Annotated in this window: 14 protein-coding genes; 12 read left to right on the top strand and 2 right to left on the bottom strand. The window is 41.8% G+C overall.

Annotation, left to right across the window (positions count from 1 at the left end):
- A partial coding sequence (locus tag H4683_RS15495) for a hypothetical protein (RefSeq protein WP_192599738.1) occupies positions 1 to 252 on the bottom strand: 252 nt, incomplete at its 3' end.
- 101 nt (positions 253 to 353) lie between these two features.
- Here H4683_RS15495 and H4683_RS15490 point away from each other — a divergent pair.
- The 11 genes from H4683_RS15490 to H4683_RS21970 all read left to right on the top strand — a co-directional run bounded on the left by H4683_RS15490 (position 354) and on the right by H4683_RS21970 (position 22,105).
- Positions 354 to 1,265, top strand: a complete 912-nt coding sequence (locus H4683_RS15490) for a DMT family transporter (protein ID WP_192599737.1) — start codon at positions 354 to 356, stop codon at positions 1,263 to 1,265.
- Positions 1,266 to 1,416: 151 nt separating this feature from the next.
- Positions 1,417 to 2,613 carry an aminotransferase class I/II-fold pyridoxal phosphate-dependent enzyme gene (locus H4683_RS15485; protein WP_192599736.1) on the top strand — a complete coding sequence of 399 codons (1,197 nt, stop codon included), beginning with the start codon at positions 1,417 to 1,419 and terminating at the stop codon, positions 2,611 to 2,613.
- Between the two features lie 471 nt (positions 2,614 to 3,084).
- The gene (locus H4683_RS15480) at positions 3,085 to 4,302 is read left to right on the top strand and encodes a S41 family peptidase (RefSeq protein ID WP_192599735.1); all 1,218 of its coding nucleotides are present in this window, start codon (positions 3,085 to 3,087) and stop codon (positions 4,300 to 4,302) included.
- A 184-nt stretch (positions 4,303 to 4,486) separates the two neighbouring features.
- Positions 4,487 to 7,303 (top strand): CAP and S-layer homology domain-containing protein, encoded by a 2,817-nt coding sequence (locus H4683_RS15475; RefSeq protein ID WP_192599734.1) that lies wholly within the window; start codon positions 4,487 to 4,489, stop codon positions 7,301 to 7,303.
- 260 nt (positions 7,304 to 7,563) lie between these two features.
- A complete protein-coding gene (locus H4683_RS15470) occupies positions 7,564 to 8,856 on the top strand; it encodes a nucleotide sugar dehydrogenase (RefSeq protein ID WP_192599733.1) in 1,293 nt (430 codons plus the stop codon).
- Positions 8,853 to 9,563, top strand: coding sequence for a WecB/TagA/CpsF family glycosyltransferase (locus H4683_RS15465; protein WP_192599732.1), 711 nt, complete (start codon positions 8,853 to 8,855; stop codon positions 9,561 to 9,563). Before H4683_RS15470 ends, H4683_RS15465 begins: the two co-directional genes overlap by 4 nt.
- A gap of 642 nt (positions 9,564 to 10,205) precedes the next feature.
- On the top strand, positions 10,206 to 13,598 hold the full coding sequence (locus H4683_RS15460) for an S-layer homology domain-containing protein (protein ID WP_192599731.1): 3,393 nt from the start codon (positions 10,206 to 10,208) through the stop codon (positions 13,596 to 13,598).
- A gap of 185 nt (positions 13,599 to 13,783) precedes the next feature.
- On the top strand, positions 13,784 to 14,035 hold the full coding sequence (locus H4683_RS15455) for a hypothetical protein (RefSeq protein ID WP_192599730.1): 252 nt from the start codon (positions 13,784 to 13,786) through the stop codon (positions 14,033 to 14,035).
- Positions 14,016 to 14,189, top strand: coding sequence for a hypothetical protein (locus H4683_RS15450; protein WP_192599729.1), 174 nt, complete (start codon positions 14,016 to 14,018; stop codon positions 14,187 to 14,189). Before H4683_RS15455 ends, H4683_RS15450 begins: the two co-directional genes overlap by 20 nt.
- A 595-nt stretch (positions 14,190 to 14,784) precedes the next feature.
- On the top strand, positions 14,785 to 16,296 hold the full coding sequence (locus tag H4683_RS15445) for a YifB family Mg chelatase-like AAA ATPase (protein WP_192599728.1): 1,512 nt from the start codon (positions 14,785 to 14,787) through the stop codon (positions 16,294 to 16,296).
- Positions 16,297 to 16,789: 493 nt separating this feature from the next.
- Complete coding sequence (locus H4683_RS21970) at positions 16,790 to 22,105, top strand: S8 family serine peptidase (protein WP_192599727.1); 5,316 nt, start codon at positions 16,790 to 16,792, stop codon at positions 22,103 to 22,105.
- 340 nt (positions 22,106 to 22,445) lie between these two features.
- On the opposite strand, the gene H4683_RS15435 is transcribed toward H4683_RS21970, so the two are convergent.
- Entirely contained in the window at positions 22,446 to 23,078 is a 633-nt protein-coding gene (locus tag H4683_RS15435; protein WP_192599726.1) for a nitroreductase family protein, read from the bottom strand.
- Between the two features lie 133 nt (positions 23,079 to 23,211).
- Here H4683_RS15435 and H4683_RS15430 point away from each other — a divergent pair, with 133 nt between their 5' ends.
- Entirely contained in the window at positions 23,212 to 23,583 is a 372-nt protein-coding gene (locus H4683_RS15430; protein ID WP_192599725.1) for a winged helix-turn-helix transcriptional regulator, read from the top strand.
- The last annotated feature ends 190 nt before the right edge of the window (positions 23,584 to 23,773 follow it).

The following is a 23,773-nucleotide window of genomic DNA, read 5'->3' as shown; positions in this document are numbered from 1 at the left end:
TTCCTCCATCGAAGCGACTAATTCCCCCATCGAAGCGACCAATTCCCCCATCGAAGCGACCAATTCCCCCATTGAAGCGACCAATTCCTCCATCGAAGCGACCAATCCCCCCATCGAAGCGACCAATCCCACCATCGAAGCGACCAATTCCCCCATCGAAGCGACCAATTCCCCCATCGAAGCGACCAATTCCCCCATTGAAGCGACCAATTCCTCCATCCAAGCGACCAATCCCCCCATCGAAGCGACCAATCCCCCCATCGAAGCGTCATGTCAACCACCGTAAAATGATGTATACTTAAGCTGCAACAAACCCGACTTCATCCATCCAAATAATAAAAGGAGTGAATCCCATGAAAATGTGGAAAATTTACGCATTATTAACCACCGCCATGGCCATCTGGGGATTCAACTTACCACTCCTTAAATACATGGTTACATACGTCGATCCGGTCACCATGACAAGTTTCCGAATCCTACTCGCAGCCGTCTCCGTATTCATCATCTTACAAGCGTTTAAACTCATGCGCTTACCAACAAAAAATGAGTGGAAATTCATTATCCTTGGCTCGCTATTGAACGTCGTTTGTCATCACTATTTCTTGAACATGGGCATAGCCCGAACAACAGGATCCAACGCCGGACTGATACTCGGAACAGGCCCCGTTCTAACCGTAATCTTAGTCTCACTGATCATGCGAAACTACCCGACGAAAATGCAATGGATTGGTTTCCTACTCGGACTCATAGGCGTAAGCTCTGTCATCCTCGCAGGTGGGGGACTAGGTGGCCTTGCACTAGGTGATATTTTCGTCTTTCTCGCGATTCTGACACAAGTACTCTCATTCCTAATCATCGCCAAAGCGGCCAAAACAATCGATCCACGATTACTAACCGCTTACATGATGCTCATCGGTAGCCCGATTCTTTTCATTATCAGTCTCATCCAAGAACCCGGCGAAATCCATGCCTTCGCTACAGTACCACCACTATTCTGGCTCGCATTCTTCGCGAGCGGCATCATCGGAACTGCCGTGGGACACATGCTTTACAACTATTCAGTCGGAAAAGTCGGCCCATCCAAAGCTGCCATCTTCATCAATTTCAACACCATGTTCTCCCTACTAGGCTCAGCACTTTTCCTAGGCGAAATCATCACCAGTCGCCACCTTATCGGTCTAATCTTCATTATCACCGGTGTCATCCTAGGCTCTGGAGCAGCAGAAGACCTATGGAAGAAACGAAAAATGCGGAGTGAAAACTAGGAATTAAAGTACTTAGCTCACGAAACCGCAGAACACGCCAAAAACTCCCCCTATCCACCAATCAAAAAATTCAGTAAACTAAACCTAACAGGCGGCCACATCCAGAACCATCATCCCAAGCCCAGCCGCCAAACAAAAAGGGGGAACTACCATGGCGCTCACCATCAACTCGCGCGTACAATCAATCGAATCATCTGGCATCCGAAAAATCTCCAACCTGCTCACGAACTATCCGGATGCCATCAACCTGACAATCGGTCAACCCGATTTTCCGACGCCCGAACGTATCAAAGAAGCCGGTTGTACAGCGATCGTAACAAATAAAACCGTCTACTCACACAACGCCGGTCTGCTCGAACTTCGGCAAGCAGTATCCAACTTCTTTACTAACAAATACGACTTCACCTACGATCCGCAAACCGAAATCATCGTCACAACTGGCGCAAGTGAAGCGATGGACACCGTATTTCGCACAATAATCGAAGAAGGTGACGAAGTCATCTTGCCAGCACCTATCTACGCCGGCTACGAACCGCTCATTACACTTGCTGGCGCAAAACCAATCTATCTCGACACAACGACAACCGACTTCATTCCGAATCCGGCTCAACTTGAACAACTTATCACACCTAAAACAAAAGCGGTCGTTTTCAATTATCCTTCCAACCCGACCGGAGCTACTATCCCGCGTGAGACGATGGACCAGCTCGCTGAACTACTCAGCAAACATGATATCTTCATTATCTCAGACGAAATATACAGTGAAAATATATTTGAAGGGGAGCATCATTCATTCGCCCACTATCCGCAACTCAAGAACAAACTGTTCCTCATTCATGGACTATCTAAATCGCATTCAATGACCGGTTGGCGAATCGGATTCCTACTTACTGCTACCGAATGGATGCAACAAGCCGCCAAAGTACACGGCTACAACACCATCTGCGCAAGCGTACCGTCCCAATACGCAGCTATTTGCGCACTAACCGAATGCGAGCACACACCAGCGGATATGAACCCGGACTATATTCGAAGACGTAACTACATCTATAATCGTCTTACCAATATGGGACTTCCCACCGTCAAACCGAATGGTGCATTTTACATGTTTCCTTCAATTAAACAATTCAATATGACCTCCGAACAATTAGCACTCACATTACTAAATGAAGCTGGAGTCGCTGTTGTACCAGGCAGCGCCTTCACATCATACGGCGAAGGCTATATCCGGATTTCCTACGCCTATGCCTTCGACCAACTTGAAATAGCCATGAACCGGTTAGAGCACTGGATTACCAATTGGCGAAACCAAGAACGTCATATTGTCCCAGATCCACCACTTGTCTAATCAAAACTGAGAATATTCTTGATAGAAATGCACAACATAACAAAATCCGAATGCGTTACCACTCGACCTGACAACTACAAACCCCAAGAAGAGCGGTTGGCCCAAATTTAGACAGTAATAACCGTCATACCTTATCAGAGGGGGCGGTTATTTTTTTCAATAGGAAAAAGATAACCGACAACAAAAAGTTGTAATCATCAACCGCCCTATGTAATTGCTAACATAATTAATTTGCACTAGAATCATTAGTTCTACATAGTGAAAGAGAAAAGTAAGCTGAAAGAATGCCAAACTCTAATCCTTATCAGAGTTTGGCATTCTAATTGCTATGTATTTTTCAAACGTTCAATAATCAGATTTACTTTCCTTCATTTATATACCCTTTCAAAATTAAACCCCTGTCTCTACCACACTAAAATAGGGTATAGTAGATAGCATCATTACCCGCTGCGAAAAGGAGGACGATTCATTATGAGAAAACAACTCGCTGCACTATTACTCGCCATTCTAACACTATACCAATTCACACCTACCATACAAGCCGCAAACCAAGCAACAGCAACAACAGCAACAGCTAACCAAGTGGCAGATCTCGACGACATCAAATTCTTCGTCGACGCATTTTACTATGGAGAAATCCCGAAAAACCTTTACAAGCTGAAAAGCATCGACGAAATCATCGACGAGCTCGACGAATACTCTCGCTACCTGACAGCAGAAGAATACCGTGCATATATCGCAGCCGACACCAAACACAAAGCATTGCCCGTAGCAAAAACAATAACAACAACTGCAAAACCTGTCGTCACATCATCCATACTTTACGGCAACATCGGCTATATAAAAATCACAACTTTCTCAACCAGTTTAAGCCATGAAGTCGAAGCACATTGGGCGAAGCTGAAAAAATCGGGCGTGACGAAACTCATCATTGACCTTCGCTACAACGGCGGGGGCTACGTAGAAAGCGCCGAGCAGCTCCTAGGATTCTTCCCTAGCGTAACAGACGCCTACCATATCTCAACACGTGAAGGAAAGAAAATAGTTAAACCGGTTCAAGCAAAAACCAAGTTTCCACAACAGACCTACGTCCTCCTAAATCGTTATTCCGCATCCGCATCCGAAATCGTAGCTGCGGCACTACAAGACCAGCAAGCTGCAACACTTGTAGGCGAAACAACAAAAGGGAAGGGGACCGTCCAAGCGTTCTTCGAATTCAAAGATGGCAGCGCGTTAAAACTGACCATCGGCGAATTCACCGGTCCAAAAGGAGCTAAAGTTCACAAAAAAGGCATCATCCCAACCATTAAAACCAAACCTGACAAAGAACTCATCACCATCCATCAACATTTGCTAAACAAATCATTCAACAATAAACAATACAAACAAACGGTTGACCTAAAAAACGTCCCGACCGATAAAACGTTTCATATCCAATTCACACAACCCATGAACTTTACACAACTAAGAATGCCAAGCAAAGTGGAACTCATAAAACATGGAGGCGTCGCAGTCCCAATCACAACTAAATGGAACAATGACAACACGCTCGATGTCTTCCCTAGCAAAAAACTGCAACCAAGTGCATCCTACGTCCTCATCATCCATCCAGGACTCACAAATGCAGTCGGCCGCACAACCAAACAAGGCATACGCACTGACATCATCATTAGTGATTCATTCGAATAAGGACTACTTGTCATTTTTTTGGATGTACTCCGCATTGACTAACGATGGGATTATATGACTGACGTGTAATTGACATCCTTCTAGTAGCTAACTATACTTTAGTGGGCAATGGATTCTATCTTTCATTTTGCCGTGGAAGTAGATGATTTGCCTTATTTCTAAACTAAGAGGAGGAAATAAGTCAATGGCAAACTATCAATCGCAGTACAGCAAGTTTTTAGCCAGCGCTACAATGGCTGCTCTAGTAGCGACAGCAGTAGTACCAGTAGCAAGCGCAGCAATTTTTACAGACACAAAAGGCAACACGCACGAAGAGGCTATCAAAGCGCTATCTGATGCAGGAGTTATCTCCGGTTACGCAGATGGTTCATTCCAACCGAACAAAACATTAACACGTTCAGACGTTGTTAAATTGTTGGGTAAATGGCTTGTATCTGAAGGATATGAAATTCCAACAGACGCTGTATCAAACCCACGTTTCACAGACCTAAAATCTACATCTAACAAAGAGCTTTTGGAATTTGCGGCAGTTGTTAAAGACAACGGCATATTCAATGGAAGCAACGGTCGTCTACTAGCTGGCGACAACATCACTCGTGAAAACATGGCGGTTGTCCTTGTTCGCGCATTTGATAGCGTAAAAGGCATCGAGTTAACCAGTTATGTAGCAGGCCAAAATTTCAAACAGGACGTTAAAGACTTGTCTACTGCAAAAGCTGAAGCACAAGCTGCTATCACCGTGCTCGATTTCTTCGACATCACGAACCCAGAAGTGGCAAACTTCAATCCACAAGGATCTACCACCCGTGGACACTTTGCAACATTCCTTCACAAGTCAATCAATACGGACTTCTCTAAAGTGACTGGAGTTGTAACTAGTACTTCAACAGTTAGGGCCATTAACGCTACTACTGTTGAGGTAACACTCAAAGATGTAGTTGAGAACGTTAACTTACTTACCTTCACGATTGAAGGTTTAACAATTTCTAACGTAGCTATTAAAGAAACGGATACAAAAACTGTGGTATTGACAACTGCTGTACAAAAAGGCGGAGAGAAATACATAGCTGCATTGAATGGCAAAGCAATTGGTTCATTCGAAGGTATGTCAGCTATGATTCCAACTACAATCGAACTAACTGCGAAATCCGTACAAGGCAAAGTCGGCGTACAAACAACTCTTTCTGCTAACGTAGGCGTGAAACAAGCAGATATTCCTGTTACATTCAACGTTACAACAGACACACTCGTTCTACTTAATAAAGACCAAGTGTTTGAAACAATTACAAACGCTGACGGAATTGCAACATTTACCTACACACAAAATGCGGCAGGTAATGACGAAGTTGTTGCTTACCCAACAGCGGCTCCAACAGTTCGTGGCCTTGCCTACGTATTCTGGGGTGTTGACACCATCTTGACAGTTGAAGCGCAAGATAAAAAAGGCAACAATGTAACTAATGGAGAAGATAAGACGTATAAAGTAATCTATCTTGATCCTACATCAGGCAAACCAGTTGCAAATCAAAAATTCAATGTAACAATTGCTGAAAACATAAATGTAGCTGTTGATAAACTAACTAAAGCGACAGTTAACGGTGTAAACCCACATCAACTAGTGACTAACGAAGAGCCAATTGTTGCATCTGTTGTAACAGACGCACAAGGTGAAGCAATATTCACAGTATCTGGTCATAACACAGCTGTAACACCGGTTGTATTTGTTGATAATGCACAAACTGACAGCACGAAGTATGAAGTGACTAAACTTCAAGCCCAAGCTGACAAAATAACATTTGCTACACAACAAGTTGGCAACACTTCCGGAAGTACCGTTCCATCAAAACCGAATTCAGATTCGAATTCAAATCCAAATCCAAATCCAAATCCAAATCCAAACCCAAACCCAAATCAACCCATTTCAACTACACTTGGAGCGGTCAATGCAGCAACATCACCAGACACAGTTGTAGTTGCGCTTGAAAATGCTGGACTAACGCCACCATTTGGCGCATTAAATACGAATCAAAAAAAAGCACTAGCCCAAGCTGTTCTTGACAGTAAGTCTTCTGGCGGTGTGACAGATTACACTGAAATTCGTTTGAGGGAAGTTTACGCAACAGCATATGCTGCTCAGGTAACCCTTGCGTTAGCAGCAGTAAACGCAGCAGCAGATGAAACTGCTCTAGTTGCAGCATTGAAAGCGGTACCTGGACTTGACTTGACAGCTTACAATACAGTGGCTCCTACTGACAAACCGACTGTCAACGCTGAATTATTAGCTAACACGCACGGCACAGTAGCAGCACTCCAAAATGGACTTGCTATCGCTATTGGGAAAGTTAACGTCCCAGCAGTGCACCCGGCTCTAGCAGCAATTAATGCCGCTTCAGCTAACACATTACAAGCTGTGCTTGAAACTAATGCAGCGGCATTACAACTTAATACAACTGAATATGCTAAATTAGCAGCTGTAGATAAAGCTAAAGTAATTGCATCTTTGTTGACGAACAAACCTGCAACTGGTTATACAGCGATAAGTCTACAAACCGCATTTGCTCAAGCTGTTAGTCTCGCAGGTGGGAATACTGGTAATCCTGGCGGCGGCACTGTAACTCCGGCCAAAGCAGTCAAAACCATCGAACTTGTCAATGAACACCGGAAAAGTCGTAACCAACAAGAATTCAATCACGACATCGAGCTATCCCGAATTGCTCAAATAAAAGCAGAAGATATGGCGAAAAACAACTATTACGACCATGTATCACCGACATACGGAGACCCTGGCAAAATGCTCACCCACTTCAATTATAAATGGGGAGGATATGGTGAAAACATTGCAGAAGGATACCCGACACCCGAAACAGTTGTTAAGGGATGGATGAATTCACCAGGCCACTACAGTAATATTATCAATACCAACTTCACGCAGATTGGCGCAGGTTTTGCCACCCGTGCTGATGGGACAACCTACTGGGTTCACATATTCGCAAATAAATAACTAAATCACACCAACAAACCGTCCAGCTCCTTGGACGGTTTCTACTATAATAAGGATTACTAATTAAATAACCAAGCTAACCTCAATAACATCCGAGTGCCTGTCACCACATCACCTTAAAAAAAGTCCTCCCCTAATACAAGCACCACCCCCTAACAGAACCGTATCAGTGACAAGTCACTCGCAACTTTACACACCCAATGCTATAATCAACAGATGTTTACATAGACAAGCACCCCAAAACGAAAGGACCAACAGCCATGCAAAAAAAACTATGCGTCATCGGACTCGGCTACATCGGCCTACCCACAGCAGTCATGTTCGCAAACAGCGGTGTACAAGTACACGGCGTCGATTTGAACGAAAAGGCCGTCTCTATGATTGCCAATAAACAACTTCATATAGAAGAAAACGGACTCGGAGAACGACTCGAACAAGCCATCGACTCCAAACTGTTCACCGTCTCCACGCAACCGGTTGAAGCAGACGTCTATATCATCGCCGTCCCATCGCCCATTAACCCGGATAACACGGCAAACTTAGAATTTATTCGGACAGCGACAGCCTCCATCGTGCCTTACCTTAACAAAGGCGCACTCGTCATCCTGGAATCGACTGTACCACCGAAAACCGTCGAAAACGTCATGTTGCCAGAACTTCGGAAATCAAACCTGATTCTCGGCGAAGAGCTATTTGTCTCCCACTCACCGGAACGTGTCATCCCAGGCAAAATTTTTGAAGAACTCATCAATAACGATCGCATCGTCGGCGGCATCACACCAAAATCGGCCGAAATGACAAAAGAGCTCTACAAAACATTCGTCCAAGGAGAAATTCATCTCACTGACGCGACAACAGCAGAACTCGTCAAAGTAATGGAAAACACCTACCGCGATGTCAATATTGCTTTTGCCAACGAACTTGCAAAAATCGCTGAAACAATCGACGTCGACATCTGGGAAGCGATTCGTTTCGCTAACTTCCATCCACGCGTCAATATTCACCTCCCAGGGCCAGGCGTAGGCGGACACTGCATCGCTGTAGATCCATGGTTTTTGGTGGAATTAAGTCCGGAAAACGCCGAAGTCATCAAGAAATCACGCTTAACGAATAACGGTATGCCGAAGTTCACAGCACAAAAAGCACAAAGCCTTCTTGAAGAACGGGGCATCCAAAACGGTAACATCACCATTCTAGGCCTCGCATTCAAAGGTGACGTCGACGATTTACGAGAAAGCCCTTCTACAGAAGTCATTAAAGAACTGCAAAATTTGAGCCTGACCGTAGTCTCATTCGATCCACATATAAAAGAATTGCAACACCCAACACAAGTGGCAACCATCGAAGAGGCAACAGCGAACGCTGACCTACTCATCCTGACGACAGACCATACAGAATTCAAAAATCTTAATCCGCAAACGCTTATAACAAAAAACAAGAAACCACTCGTTCTTGACACTAAAAATGCACTTAACCGGGACAAGTGGGAACAAGCCGGATTCCGGTTCTATAAACTCGGCGACGGCAAGAACAAAGGACTTCCTTCTATATGAAAGAAGACATCCTTGGCGTCAACGTCAATACTGAAAACTATGACGCATTGATCCCGCAGTTATTCCGTAACATCGACGACAAGAAAAAATCACTCATCGTCGCCATCAACCCGGAAAAGCTTATGAAAGCGAAAGAGGATCCAGAACTCAAAGCACTCCTAAACCGTGCAGAATTTCAAATTCCAGACGGTATCGGCGTCATCATCGCGTCAAAATTAAAAAAAGGCAACATCACAGCCCGTGTCACAGGTGTCGACATGATGGATCGCATCGTGAGAGAGGCGGCAAGAACCGGACATGCCATCTACCTTTACGGTGCAAAACCAGGCGTCGCCGACAAGGCGGCTCAGAAATTGAAAGACACATACCCAGCTCTCATTGTTGCTGGCACACAAGACGGCTATGAGCCAGACTCGGAAAAAGTTATCCAAACCATCAATAAAGCACAACCGGCTATCCTATTTGTCGCCATGGGTTCTCCAAAACAAGAGCAGTGGATTGAGCAATATCGGGATCGACTCCACCCAACTCTTTTTCAAGGAGTGGGCGGTTCATTCGATGTCCTAGCGGGTAATGTGAAACGAGCACCAGCCGTATTTCAGCGAGTGGGTGCTGAATGGCTCTACCGGCTCTTAAAAGAACCGAGCCGTCTAAAAAGACAAATGACCCTTCCGAAGTTTTTAATCAAAGTTTTAACGCAGAAATAAGAAAAACACGCTTGTAATTTGCGACATAAGATGTTAGAATACGAAAGTGTAAGGATAATTTCCTCTATAATATATAACAAACGCCATGCAGGACGAAACGGTTGGTTGACCGCACAAAAAAACTTGAACAGTTCCCATCTGTTCAAGTTTTTTTGTTATTCTTAATAAAACAAAAGTCGAAAATCATAGAAAAATTTAAATACGCCACTGAACGTCTCCCTATAAAAGAATCTCTGAGTGACTCGCAACCCACAACGCCAAGCAATTTAAACACTCCAATGAACATTTCTCCATAAATGGATTTCCGAGTGACTGGCATCCCCATCACGACAAACAAACGCCGCCCTATCCACAATGCCGGTGTCAGTTTCTCGCAACTCACGCCCCCATTCAATCACAATCGTACTGTATCTTTTCACCAAAAGCAGTAAAATACTTGATATATATTCTAAATACGATAGAATAGTAGAAGCGGCACAGGAGTCTAGTACAATTTGCAAAAGAATTTGCGATAATACTAATTTACAATTGACATCCACGCTGTTAGTAACTATACTTTAGTGTGTAATGGCTTCTACCTTTCATTTTGCCGTGAAAGTAGATGACAAATTTTATTTCTATCTAAGAGGAGGAAATTATTCAATGGCTAACCAACCAACGAAATACCGTAAGTTCGTAATCGGCGCTGCATCAGCGGCTCTAGTAGCAACTGCAGTAGCACCAGTAGCAAGCGCGGCAGACTTCAAAGACACAAAAGGGAACACGCACCAAGAGGCAATCAATGCATTATCTGATGCAGGTGTTATCTCTGGATACCCAGACGGTACATTCCAACCAAACAAAACACTAACACGTTCTGACGTTGTTAAATTGCTTGGTAAATGGCTCGTTAAAGAAGGAGCATCTATTCCAGCTGACGCTGTGTCAAAACCACGTTTCTCAGATTTGACATCAAAATCAAACAAAGAGCTTTTGGAATATGCAGCAGTCGTTAAAGATAATGGCGTATTCAACGGAAGCAACGGCCGTCTATTGGCTGGCGACAAAATCTCACGTGAAAACATGGCAGTCGTTATTGTTCGCGCATTTGATAGCGTGAAAAAAATCGACCTAAATACTTATGTAGCAGGCCAAGAATTCAAACGTGATGTTACAGACCTTGCATCTGCAAAAGCTGAAGCACAAGGTGCAATTGACGTTCTTGATTTCTTCGATATCACGAACCCAACAGTTGCTAGCTTCAATCCAAAAGGATCTACAACTCGTGGACACTTTGCAACATTCCTACACAAAGCAATTAACACAGATTACTCTAAAGTAACTGGCGTAACAACGGGAGCTACTGCAGCAGTTAAAGCAATTAACGCGACGACTGTTGAAGTTTCTTTCAAAGAAGCTATTACAGATATTAACTCACTTAAATTCACTATCGAAGGTCTAGCAATCTCTAATGCTGCTGTTAAACAAACAGATAGCAAAGTAGTTGTTCTTACAACTGCTGTTCAAACAGGAGACAAAGAATACACAGTTAAATCTGGCGAAAATACAATCGGTACTTTCAAAGGAATCTCTGGTGTTATTCCAACGAAAATCACTATCACTACAAGCTCAGTACAAGGTGTAGTTGGTAAAGAAGTGACACTTAAAGCTGACATCGGCGTTAAAGAAGCAGGCGTTCCTGTAACATTTAACGTAGCAGCTGGTTCTAAATTGAACAAAGACTTCATCGAAGAAGTAACAACAAATGCGGATGGAGTTGCAACTTACTCTTACACGCAATATGTTGCTGGACTTAGCGATGAAGTAGTTGCATACCCAACAGGCGCACCAGCAGTACGTAGTCTAGCTACTGTATACTGGGGAGTTGACTCAATCCTTACAGTTAAAGCACAGGACGACAAACAAGGTAACAGCGTAGCCAACGGCGCAAGCAAAGTATACAAAGTTACGTACAAAGATCCTAAAACAGGAACTGCTGTTGCAAACCAAAAAATGCACGTATCATTCGTTGAAAACGTTGGTGTCACAATCGACAAAATGTCTAAAGCGACTGTAAACGGCACGAACCCAACGCAATTAGCAAACGGAACTGCACCAATGACTGCTGAAGTTGTAACAGACAGCAAAGGTGAAGCTACTTTCACTGTATCTGGACACAACACATCAGTTACACCGGTTGTATTCCTTAACCAAGTAGTAAACAACACAGACGTAAAAACTTGGGATGCTACTAAACTTCAAGCACAAGCTGAGAAACTTGTATTTGGAGCAACTCAAGCAGACTACGTAATCGACGTTACTCGTGAAGGTGGCGAAGAAGCTGCTCGTTACGAAGCAAACGGACGTGAATACAAAGTCGTTTTGAAAACAAAAGATGGTAAAGCAGCTGCAAACGAAATCGTAAACGTTGCATTCAACGAAGACATTGATCGTAACATCAACACAAATACAAAAGCATACTTCACAGATGATGATAAGAAAGTTACTGGTACTGCTAAACAAATCACTGTGAAAACAGATGCTAAAGGTGAAGCTACATTCACAATCAGCAGTGACGATCTAAAAGACTATGCAACACCAATTGTTTGGCTTGACATTAACACAAGCAATGCAAAAGACGGTAACTTTGACGATGGCGAACCATTCAAAATCGCTCCAATCTCTTACTTTGCAGATGCAAAACTTACTGAAGGTGCAGTGAAAGCGTATCTTGTTACTACTAAAGATACAGCTAAAGTAGAATTCACAGGTCTTGAAACAGCTGTATTCAAATTTACTGCTGCAAACCAAAGTGGTAAAGCAATGTCTCTACCTGCTGGATATGATCGCATTGAAGCTTCATTCACAGTATTCAATAATGGTGCTAACGAAATCACTGTAAACGGTCAAGTTGTATCACCAAACCGTAGCTTGACAACATCAACAATCAGTGCTGTTGTACCTGAAATCAAAGTTGAGTCTGTAGGTAATAAAACAACTTCTGTTGAAGTAAAAGCAAACGGAACAGCAATTCCAAATGCTACTAACAAAACAGACCGTCCAATTAACCTTGGAAACCATACAGCGAAAGCTAATTTCACATCTACTTTAGATGCTCCAAACTTCGTAGCAAGCACTCCTGTAGAGTGGGCAAATCTAGAGAAGAACACAATGAAATTAACGAAATATAACGGTGTAATTGATTATACGAAAGCAAGATTCTTTGTAGCAGATGAGATTCTAAAAGGCGGCACTGGATCACTTACAGCTGCACAAACGTATACTGAAACTACACTTTATGATTTCGAGCGTTTTATTGCTGGTGGATCTACAGTTACATTTACAAAAGGTACAGATGGAGCACATACAATCCGTCTTGAAGTAAAAGGTACTGGAAGCACAACAGGAGCGGTTACTACGTCTGATGCATTTGTTGCTCCAACTACAGTAACACCTGGCGTTGGAACAGCGGAATCTGCAAAAGCAGCACAATTTAAAAGTGCGGCTATTGTCACTTCTAACTTCCCAAGTGCGACACTTAACTTGACTGTTGGATCTGTTGCAACTGCTCCTACAGCAGCTATTAATATTGATGGAACTGACACAGCTGAAGTAATTGCAGGGAAAATTAATGCTGCACTTCCGACAGTAGTGACTGCAACAGTTGTTGACAATCGCGTTGTAATTACTGTAAAAGATACTGCTGCAACTTTAACAGTAACTTCTACCGTAGCTGCATTTGGTAGCGTTGTAGTAAGCCCAACACCGGCTAAAGTTGTTGCAGTAGGAACAGCAACTTATACTTTCACTGCCGATATTGTTGATGGTCAAAAAGTAACAGTGAACGGAAAAGTTTATACTGCAGGTACAGTTACTAACGGAACGACATTTGTTGCAAGTGGTACTTTGGCTGAAGACTTAACTAACTTAGCTGTATCTGTGACTGTTCAAGACAGCTCACTATCAGCAACATCTGCTGCGACTGTATTAACTTTGACAGAAAAAGCAGGTCAAGAAGGTAAAGCATCATTCACTTCAATCGGTATCAAAAACTAATACCATCAAAAGAACAACGCGTGCCAGTCACTCACCCAATTCAGACATGGTTCTGACATTGAATGAATGATGACACAAAAGAAGAAAGCCCCTTGATCGAGCAATCGGTCAAGGGTTTTTTTCTGTATTCTTATGCTTTTTCAAGCAGTTTCTTGGAGAGTTGGGACTGGGAGTATTTTATCGAAATGTCGAAGCTTATCCGGGATTGGAAAGCGGATAAACTGGATCCATGGAATGACGTATTGGCTTGCTGGTTATTAATGCTTGGGATGGTAGACCGTCGAAATGGTAAAGTATATGAAGACATCTTTAGGGAATTGGAGGATATTGCCATGAAAGATGAAACCTTGAATACGGCTTTCCAAAACTGGGAAGTGCTAAGTGGCACACAGGAGCAAAGATTGCCTTTGAGGCGCGTTGAAGCGCGTCCTCGATGAAGAACCAGCCAGACGTGAAGCCGAATTACTCGTGCAAGAGGCTCAGCTGAAAATGAAACAGGCCCAACAAGCAGCAGAACAGGCCCAACTAGCAATAGAACAGGACCAACAAGCAACAGAACAGGCTCAACAAGCAACAGAACAGGCTAGTTGAACAAGCCCAACAAGCAACAGAACAGGCTAGTTGAACAAGCCCAACAAAAAGGAAAAGAAAGCAATGGTCCGACGACTTCTAGCAATAGACATGGATATTGGAATCGTTGCTAAATTGACGGAGCTTGATGAGGAATGTGTCATTGAAATCCAAAAGAAAATGTTGTGAACATCGCTTCCGCAGTCACCGGCATGACTAAGTCAATATTTTGATTTTTGATGAATGACGATAGAGGAAGACTACTCGATATTGGTCGAGTGGTTTTCCTCTATTTTGTATCAATTTTGTTCGAAATGAGTATAAGAGGGGAGAACATTTATTTATACAATCGTAGGTTGAGTAATTAATCTATCCCACCTACCCATTAATTTCAAGAATAATTTTCAGGATTTTTTATAACTTCAAAATTTTGTTTTATAGCCTTTATTGAGCTCGAAATTCAATTATAGGCCGATATGGGCAAGTTAAATGGCATTGTTGGATTGTGTATTACTTTACAACAATTGCCTTTTGTTTATGGGTAGGATAGGGTGATGAAAAGTGGAAGGAGGGATTTACAATCAAGTCAATAGTAAGGAGTGTTGGGCTAGAGGGAATGAAAGGACATGAAATAGTAGTAGAGACGAATGTGCGATCAGAGAAGGATCAATTCGTCATTGTCGGACTTCCAGATGCATCCATCAAGGAGTCGAAAGAAAGAATTCTAAGCTGTATTCACACACTGAGTCTAGATATTTCCATGAAGAAGATTATAATACATCTGTCACCATCGGATAAGCGGAAGACAGGAACTGGCCATGATTGTGCAATGCTTTTGGCGGTACTCCATGAAATCTTGGAAGACCCGCTACCAATGGATGATACGACATGTGTCCTTGCTTCGTTATCATTAAACGGAAAACTAGTTCATTTTTATGGGTTAATCCCCTCCATCCAGCAGGCGATGCTACTCGGATTCAAGCGGATCATTTTGCCGCCAGTTGACCTAGCATTTCTCGATGATAAACAGGACGTGAAGTTTGTACCGATTGCAGATGTGGCTCAGCTTATTAGCTATTTGAGGGGACAGTCTTCGTTCAGTAGACAACAAAGTAAGAAAATTATAGTAGAGGAACAGAATATGGAAGATTTATCTGTCCAGACAACAAACTTTGCAACAATTCGCGGGAATTCAAGAGCAAAACGAGTACTGGAAATTGCAGCCGCCGGCGGTCATCATGTATTACTGAATGGTCCTCCAGGTTGCGGAAAGAGCATGCTAGCAGACGCATTTCATACAATTTTTCCTGATGTATCCAATGAGGAGATGCTTGAGGTTTATAGCATTTATCATTTAGCAAAAGAGAAACGGGGATTTTCTGTGCGTCCACCGTACCGATTCCCTCATCATTCAGCGTCCGCAATTTCGCTTATTGGTGGTGGAACATATCCAAAACCGGGTGAAATATCATTGGGACATCATGACGTTTTATTTTTAGACGAACTGGGGGAATTTTCAAGAAAAGCGCTCGATATGCTAAAGCAACCGTTAGAAACCGGAGAAGTGACCATTAGTCGGGTCAGCCAATCCGTGACATATCCATCCTCTTTTATACTCATTGCGGCAACTAATCCGTGTCCATGCGGCTATTTTGGTTCGAATGAACGGTATTGTATATGTACACCAAACCAGGTACGTTCCTATCAGATGAAAGCCTCAGGCCCCCTGCTTGATCGCCTGGATTTCATCCTCACATTAAAAAGTGTTGGCATTGTAGAAACGGCAGATGTAGAAACATCGGACGAAATAAGAAAACGTACGGAACAGGCCCGTCGGTTGCAGCGAAATCGTTATGGAAGAGGTTTATTAAACGGAAATATACCCGTCCAGACGCTTCTTGCTACTTGCTGTATTTCGGAACATCAGTCTGATTATCTGAAAGAAGTATGCTTTACGGAGAAATGGAGTAACCGGACACAGGTGAAACTTGTCCGGATTGCGCGAACAATTGTCGATTTGGCTGGTGAAACGTTTATTTCGGACACCGCTCTACATGAGGCAATCGAATTGAAGCGGATTGCTTCCCTTCATCATAAACAAGACAAGGTGGCAGACCAAGGTGGCTGAAAAAGTCGGGAGTGGAATCCACAGTTGTCCTTCTACTTATCCGTATCTAGATGTAGAATTGTTTGCTGTCAGCTAAGTTACAGGCATACGGTTAAACGCCCTCTCGACCAGTAATCTGGCTTGGAGAGGCTCTTTTTTTGTCAATAGTCATGAAACATCAGAGTAGTTTCTAAGTTGTATGATTGACTGGTATGCAATATTTTTATTTATGAAAGGTATTTAGACCTATTGTTATTCAATCGAAATTAGTAGTCAATGAGATTATTATATACTATTATTTCCGATTTACAAAAATTTTATTATATGTAAATATTATTAATTATTAATGATTATGTCCTGTTAATAGCCTGTATATATCTAAAATATATTAAAATAAACGTATAATAAATTAAAAAAATATATTTTTTTATATTAAAACTATTAAACTTATGCTAAAATGATATAGTCACACAATTTAAACAAGTGACAATTTAGAATAAAGGGGAAATTAGAAATGAAAAAAATGAAGGTTAAGAAGTACTTTAGTACTATGTTGGCATTTGCGATGATTCTTTCATTGCTAACGCCGTTTGCGGCATCAGCAAATGAACAAGAAATGAATCCGTTGGAGCCGAATGGCCAAAGTGAAAGTATTATGCAAATGAAGGCGGCAATTGCAGAGCAATTGAATATGTTGGATGGGGGTCCAACACTACACGAAGATTTACAAGATTTATCGGGAAATGAAGAAGTAGCTGTAATTGTTCATTTATCTGAAAAACCAGTAGCACTTGAAATGGGGATTAAGGAGTTAGCAGGTAAAAGACTTTCAAGCGCAGAAGAAACTAAAGTAAGAGGGAACATAGAAGCGCAACATGTATTTTTGAAAAAAGAGATGGTTATTAAAGGTATCTCATTTGAAGAAGGCTTCTCATTCGATACGGTTTTAAACGGCTTCTCGGGAACTGTTAAAGCCAAAGACTTGGAAAAAATAATTGAAATCAAAGGCGTAACGCTTGTTGAACCTGATACGGAAGTTCACGCTTCTGAAACGCTCTCAAAAGAGGGTCAAGTAGAAGCCAATATGGATACGAGTGTTCCATTCTTGGGGATAGAAAAGCTTTGGAAAGAGGGTTATGAGGGGCAGGGGATTAAAGTCGCTGTTCTCGATACAGGTATCGATACACATCACCCTGAGTTTGCTGGAATCTACAAAGGCGGAAAGAACTTCATTCCGTCAAGCAGCACAGCTGATTATACTAAATCGCGGAAAGACGATGACGCTTCAGAAACATTACCATCAGAACGTCCGTCGCATAAACCAGAAATCGATTCAAAAGGAAAATATTTTCAAACATCTCACGGAACACATGTAGCTGGAACAATTGCGGCAATCGGTGCGAATCAATACGGCATTAAAGGAATTGCGCCAAAAGTTGACCTATACGCTTACCGTGTACTTGGAGCGTACGGTAGTGGTTCTACATCTGGAATCGTAAAGGCTATTGACACTGCGGTACAAGAAAAAATGGACGTTATCAACCTTTCGCTAGGTGGCGGTGCGAACACTGAAGCGGACGCAGGTTCATATGCCATTAACAATGCAATGCTTGCAGGAACAATTGCGGTAGTTGCAACAGGTAACGAGGGGCCAAAACGCGGTACGATGGGAACACCATCAACAGCGCCACTTGGAATTGCAGTAGGGAATACAACGAACCCTGAAACAAAGCATAGTCTAAAGGTTTCTGTTGTAGCAGGTGGCTATACGTATCTGGAACAACTTAATTTAATGTCAACAACATTTGGTGAAAATCTTGGGGAGCAACTAGCAGGTGAGTATGACCTTATAGAAATCCCTGGAATTGGCAATCCAGCTGATTTTACTAACATCGATGTAAATGGAAAAGTAGCACTTATCGCACGTGGTGATATCGCATTTGTAGAAAAAATTGCAAATGCAAAAGCAAAAGGTGCAATTGCAACAGTCATTCATAACTCTGCAACAGGCTCGAACACACCGAATGCTTCGGGCACATTCCTAGGGGATGATTTTGATTTCCTTCCTACAGTTGATATGTCCTACACAGACGGTATGAAAATTCGTGAAGAACTTAAAACTTCAGGCGGTAAAATTATATTCAGTGATGAAAAAAGCACTAAAACAGTAGGCGACGATGTAAACGATTCAAGTTCACGTGGACCATCTACACCAAACTTTGATATTAAACCAGACGTCAGTGCGCCTGGAACAAACATCATGTCAACAATCCCAATGTATAAAACAGACAATCCAGATGCCGATTATTCAAAAGCATTTGCGCGTAAAACAGGAACGTCAATGGCAACACCACATATCGCAGGAATCGCGGCACTCATTAAACAAGCGAATCCAACATGGAGTGCGTTCGACGTTAAGGTTGCGCTTTCCAACACGGCAAAAATAATAGACACAGAAAAGTATGACGTTTTTTCGCAAGGTGCGGGACGTGTTCAACCATACGAAGCAGTACACGCAAAAGTACTTGCATATGCAATCGGCACAGCGAGCTATGAAGATAAAAAAGATGTAGCTAGTCTAAAAGGAACAGTTACATTCGGACCACAATCACTTGAAGAAGATCTTTCAGTAACTAAACAAATACGTGTAAAAGATCTGAAGGGTACAACTGGTGGGGATTATAAAGTAACAGTCGAAGCTACAAAAACGTTCGGCGATGCAAAACTCACAGTTGATAAACCAACCTTCACATTAAACGACGAACAAATGGTAAACGTCACACTAACTGCTTCAAAAGCAAAGGTGAAATTAGGCGATGAATTCCTAGGGTATATTCATATTAAAAGTAATACTGAGGATATTTCATTACCATTTGCAGTTGACTTTGGTGGAGTAGCAAATGTAGAATTTAAAGACTTTAAAATTGCGGAAACAGATCTATCGTTTGATGGAGATGGCGTCCATGATGAAGCAGCACTTTCTTTCGATTTAACAGGCGATTTAACTGCGAATTATATTGAGATATGGGATATCATGAATCCAAAAGGCGGGGAATTCAAAGATGGCTTTATTGGCTATATTCATGCAGCCCAATCACTCGCAGCCGGAAAGTACACGCTGAATGTTAAAGGTGAATATAAACCATGGGATAAATCACCTTCGACGACAATTCCTGATGGACTGTACACAATTAACTTTAAGGGAACGACTGTATCTGGCAATCCGAAAGTAGTGAGCGATTTTGTAGGCCCAATCGTTGTTAAAACTACGAAACCTGAAATTGTAGGTTCAGTTACAACGGATGGACAAGCTAATGGTAAAATAGCGGATAAATATATTGAATATAATGACATAGTAAAGGAATATGAGCTTAGCTATGACTTAAATGATAAGTTGCATGTATCGTATGTAATTTCACTAGACGGAAAAGCGGGACAACCTGAAAAAGTTACACTAGCGCAAGATGGATCATTCACATTCCCACTAGCGCCGCTTGATGTGAAAAAAGATACAGTGTCAGTAATGGTTGAAGATGCAGCTGGTAATAAAGCTAAAAAAGTCATCTTTGGTGAGGGAGTAGATCCAGTAGATCCAATAGATCCGGTAGATCCAGTAGATCCAGTAGATCCAGTAGATCCAGTAGATCCAGTAGATCCGGTAGATCCAGTAGATCCAATAGATCCAGTAGATCCGGTAGATCCAGTAGATCCAATAGATCCAATCGAAGTGACACCAATCAATCCAGTTCCATCTAATCCGATTGATGAGTCAAATAAATTTGTAAAATCATTCGGGTTTGATAGCATGTCGATTTCTCCAAATGGCGACAAGAAATTGGATTCAACTGAATTTAAATTTGAATTCAAAGAAACACCGAACTCAACAGTTTCGATTATCGTACTGGATCCTGCACGATTTACGGATGAGCCAGACGAGTGGAAACAAATCGGAGATATTTTCAACAATTACAAGAAACCAGAAGAGGGTACAGGTATCTTCGATGGTACGTATACAAACAAGAAAACATTTCAAAAAGAGAAATTAAATGATGGTGTCTATGGTCTAGAGTTATACTCGTTTTCAAGTTCATACAAAGCAATGTCAGCAACCATTGAACCAGTATTCGTCAAATCAACAGCGTCTGTAATCACAGGCGAAAATGCAACAGAGGTTGATGGAACCGAGTTCTTATTGAATGGTAAAGTAGAAGATGAATTTTTCAAATTCGAACCAGCTTTAAAAGAGCATTTTGGTGTAGAAGCATTTGATATCAACAATTATCTAAAAACTTCTTATGTAGTTCAAGATAAAGGATCTAAAACGGTTGATAAAGGGGAACTCCTTATCAATGAAGATGGAACATATTCAATTGAACTAAAGGATCTTGAAAAAGGTCAAAACTATAAAGTTTCTGTGATCGTACAAGACATCGCAGGAAACGATACAATTGAGGCATTTACAGTTAAAACTATGGCTGCGACTAAAGCTGTTGTTAACCTATCAGTCGACAAAACAGCTCTTTCAATTGAAAAAGGTAAAACGGCTACTGTTAAAGTAACGGAAACCACTACAATGGAAGGTGTATCTACAGAAGTCGATGTAACTGCTAAAGCGAAGTATGCTGTTGAAGACGATGCAGTAGCATCCGTCGAAGCAGGCGTAATCACTGCGAAAGAAAAAGGCGATACAAAAGTCAGTATTACACATGGTGAAAGTACTGCAACAATCAATGTTTCAGTAACGGATTCAGAAGTTGTAACTCCTAATCCAGAACCAGTCGTTACCCTTTCAGTCGACAAAACAGCTCTTTCAATAGAAAAAGGTAAAACTGATTCTGTAAAAGTAACAGAAAAGACAACGATTGATGGTGAATCTACTGAAGTTGATGTAACAGCTGATGCAAAATATATTGTTGAAGGCGATGCAATCGCATCCGTCAAAGCAGGCGTGATCACTGCGACAGTAGCAGGTGAAACAACAATCACGATTACACATGGTGAAAAATCAGTAACAGTTAAAGTTACAGTAACAAATCCGGCTCCAGTTGATCCAGGTCCAGTAACGCCAGGTCCAGTAACTCCGGACCCAGTTAAACCGACACCGGTCTATCCGGATCCAGTCTATCCAACACCAGTCTATCCGGGTCCAGTAACGCCAGACCCAATTAAACCGATACCAGTAGACCCGGGTCCAGCTAAACCGGTACCAGTAGACCCAGATACGGATCCAGTAAAACCAGAACTAGTGGATCCTGATCCGATTAAACCAGAACCAGTCGATCCGTCACCTGTGACATTCACAGATACAAAAGGTCATTGGGCAGAAAGTTATATCGCAAAAGCTACTGCATTGGGGATTTTTAAAGGCTATACGGATGGAACGTTCAAACCAAACAAGCAGTTAACACGTGTACAGGCCGTCTCCTTAATTGTCCGTACGTTGGGCATAACTACCGATGAAGCAGCACCGTTTACTGACATTGCTAATTATGCCGATGAAACAAAAGCGGAAATTGCAGCGGCGTATAAATACGGGATTATCAAAGGGAACAATGGCAAATTTAAGCCTGCGGATAAAATCACGCGTTCACAACTCGCGTTAATGATTGAACGCGCATATGAATATAAAACAGGTAAGAAATACAAAGCATCGAAAAAAGCACCGTTCTCTGATTATGGAAATTATAATGCAGAAACAGTGAATGCAATTACCATGATGTATGATCTTGGAATTGTGTCTGGATCTGAAGGTAAATTCATGCCAAATAATCCGACGACACGTGCACAAGCATCGAAAATTTTTGTTAACTTAATCGAAAATCTTAAGTGATTTTCACTGCATACCAGTCACTCGTAGAGTTTGGGGACTATTCCCATAGTTAGCATGTGACCACATGAAATAAAAAAGTCCCTTGACCGAGAAAATCGGTCAGGGGACTTTTTCTTGTCAAAAGATAAGAAGGTATGAGTTTTTTTGCCCGCCACAATCCACGAGGTTGTGACATCTACTACCATGAAGCGACTAATTCTACTCCTGAACCACTCAATCCTTTTATGATAATCAAGATGTATTAAAAAGATAAGAAAATTGATCCTTTTGGACTCACACAACCTGTGGTAAGTATAGACGACAAGGTACTGGGTGGTTTGTGCCAGGTTTTTCTAAGTAATTAGATGAAAGTTGCTATTTTTTCAAGCGGCAAGCGGGTAGAGCCATAAGCAGGAGCAGCTGCTTTACCTAAAGCAATTAGTACGATGGGCACATATCGATCTTCCAACTCAAACTTTTCCGCAAATTGTTTTTTATCAAAGCCGCCCATGCAAACGGTATCATATCCTTTTGCTTTAGCAATTAACATAAATTGCATGGAAATTAAGCCGGCATCAAAAGAAGCTATATTCAAAAGTACTTCAGTAGGCGCAATCGGATATAACGCTTTGGCATTTTGAATTTGGCGTTCCATATTTAGTTTATCGATATTGCCAGCCTCGAAATTGGAACGATAAATTTCATCGATATTATGATGCATTTCAGTATCGCCAATTACGGCAATGATGGCTGAAGATGTTTCGATTTGCTCTTGATTAAATGAAAACTCTTTAATCTTTTTCTTGGCTTCTGAATCTTGAATAACGATGAATCTCCAAGACTGTGTGTTACTCGATGAAGGAGCTTCTGTTGCTTCACTTAGCATTGCTGCAATTTCTTCTTTAGAAATTTCGGTTGATGCCTCGAACTTTCTTACGGATTTCCGTTCATGAATGATTTCAGATAAGGTATTATATTTTTGGGACACGGTCATTATCTCCTAAGAACATAGTGTTCATTTATTAGCTTACTAATAGTAAGCTTAATATAGAGGTTACTATTAGTAAGGTTGTTTGTCAACAATAAGTATGCTAAAATTAAGGTATCAAACAAATGGAGTTTTTATTATGGAGCATAAAGATAATCTTATACAATCATCTATTAAGGAAAAAGCTGTCACCTTGTGTGATAGTTTTCATGGAACTATAGAATTTATTGGTAAGCGATGGATGGGAATTATCATCTATCATTTGCTAAGCGGTCCAAAACGTTATCATGAGTTAGTAGCGGAAATTCATGGTATATCTGATCGATTACTGACCGAACGATTACGCGAATTGGAAACACAAGGCCTAGTCGTAAAGAGTGTTTCTAAATCATCTCCAAGAAAAGTGGAGTACGAATTGACACAAACGGGACTGGAATTAGAAGAAATCATTAACTCCATCTTAAAATGGGTGAAAGTAAATGGCTGCCATACCGACCGGAACAACAAATAATGGGGGGGTCATTGTGACTGCTAAAGCTTAAAGGTCTCATTCAAACGTGAAAGTTTAAACAATCATGTTTACTCGAACTAACATGAATATTTCAGTGTCATCGCTCACTGGGGCCACTATTGCTATATAACAAAAGCTACTATATAATGGAATTAACTTCATAAAAACCTAATCGGGTGCTCGAGTGAAT

The sequence above is a fragment of the Sporosarcina limicola genome (assembly GCF_014873855.1).
Classification (GTDB): Bacteria; Bacillota; Bacilli; order Bacillales_A; family Planococcaceae; genus Sporosarcina; species Sporosarcina limicola.
This window is presented reverse-complemented; position numbering and strand designations above follow the sequence as displayed.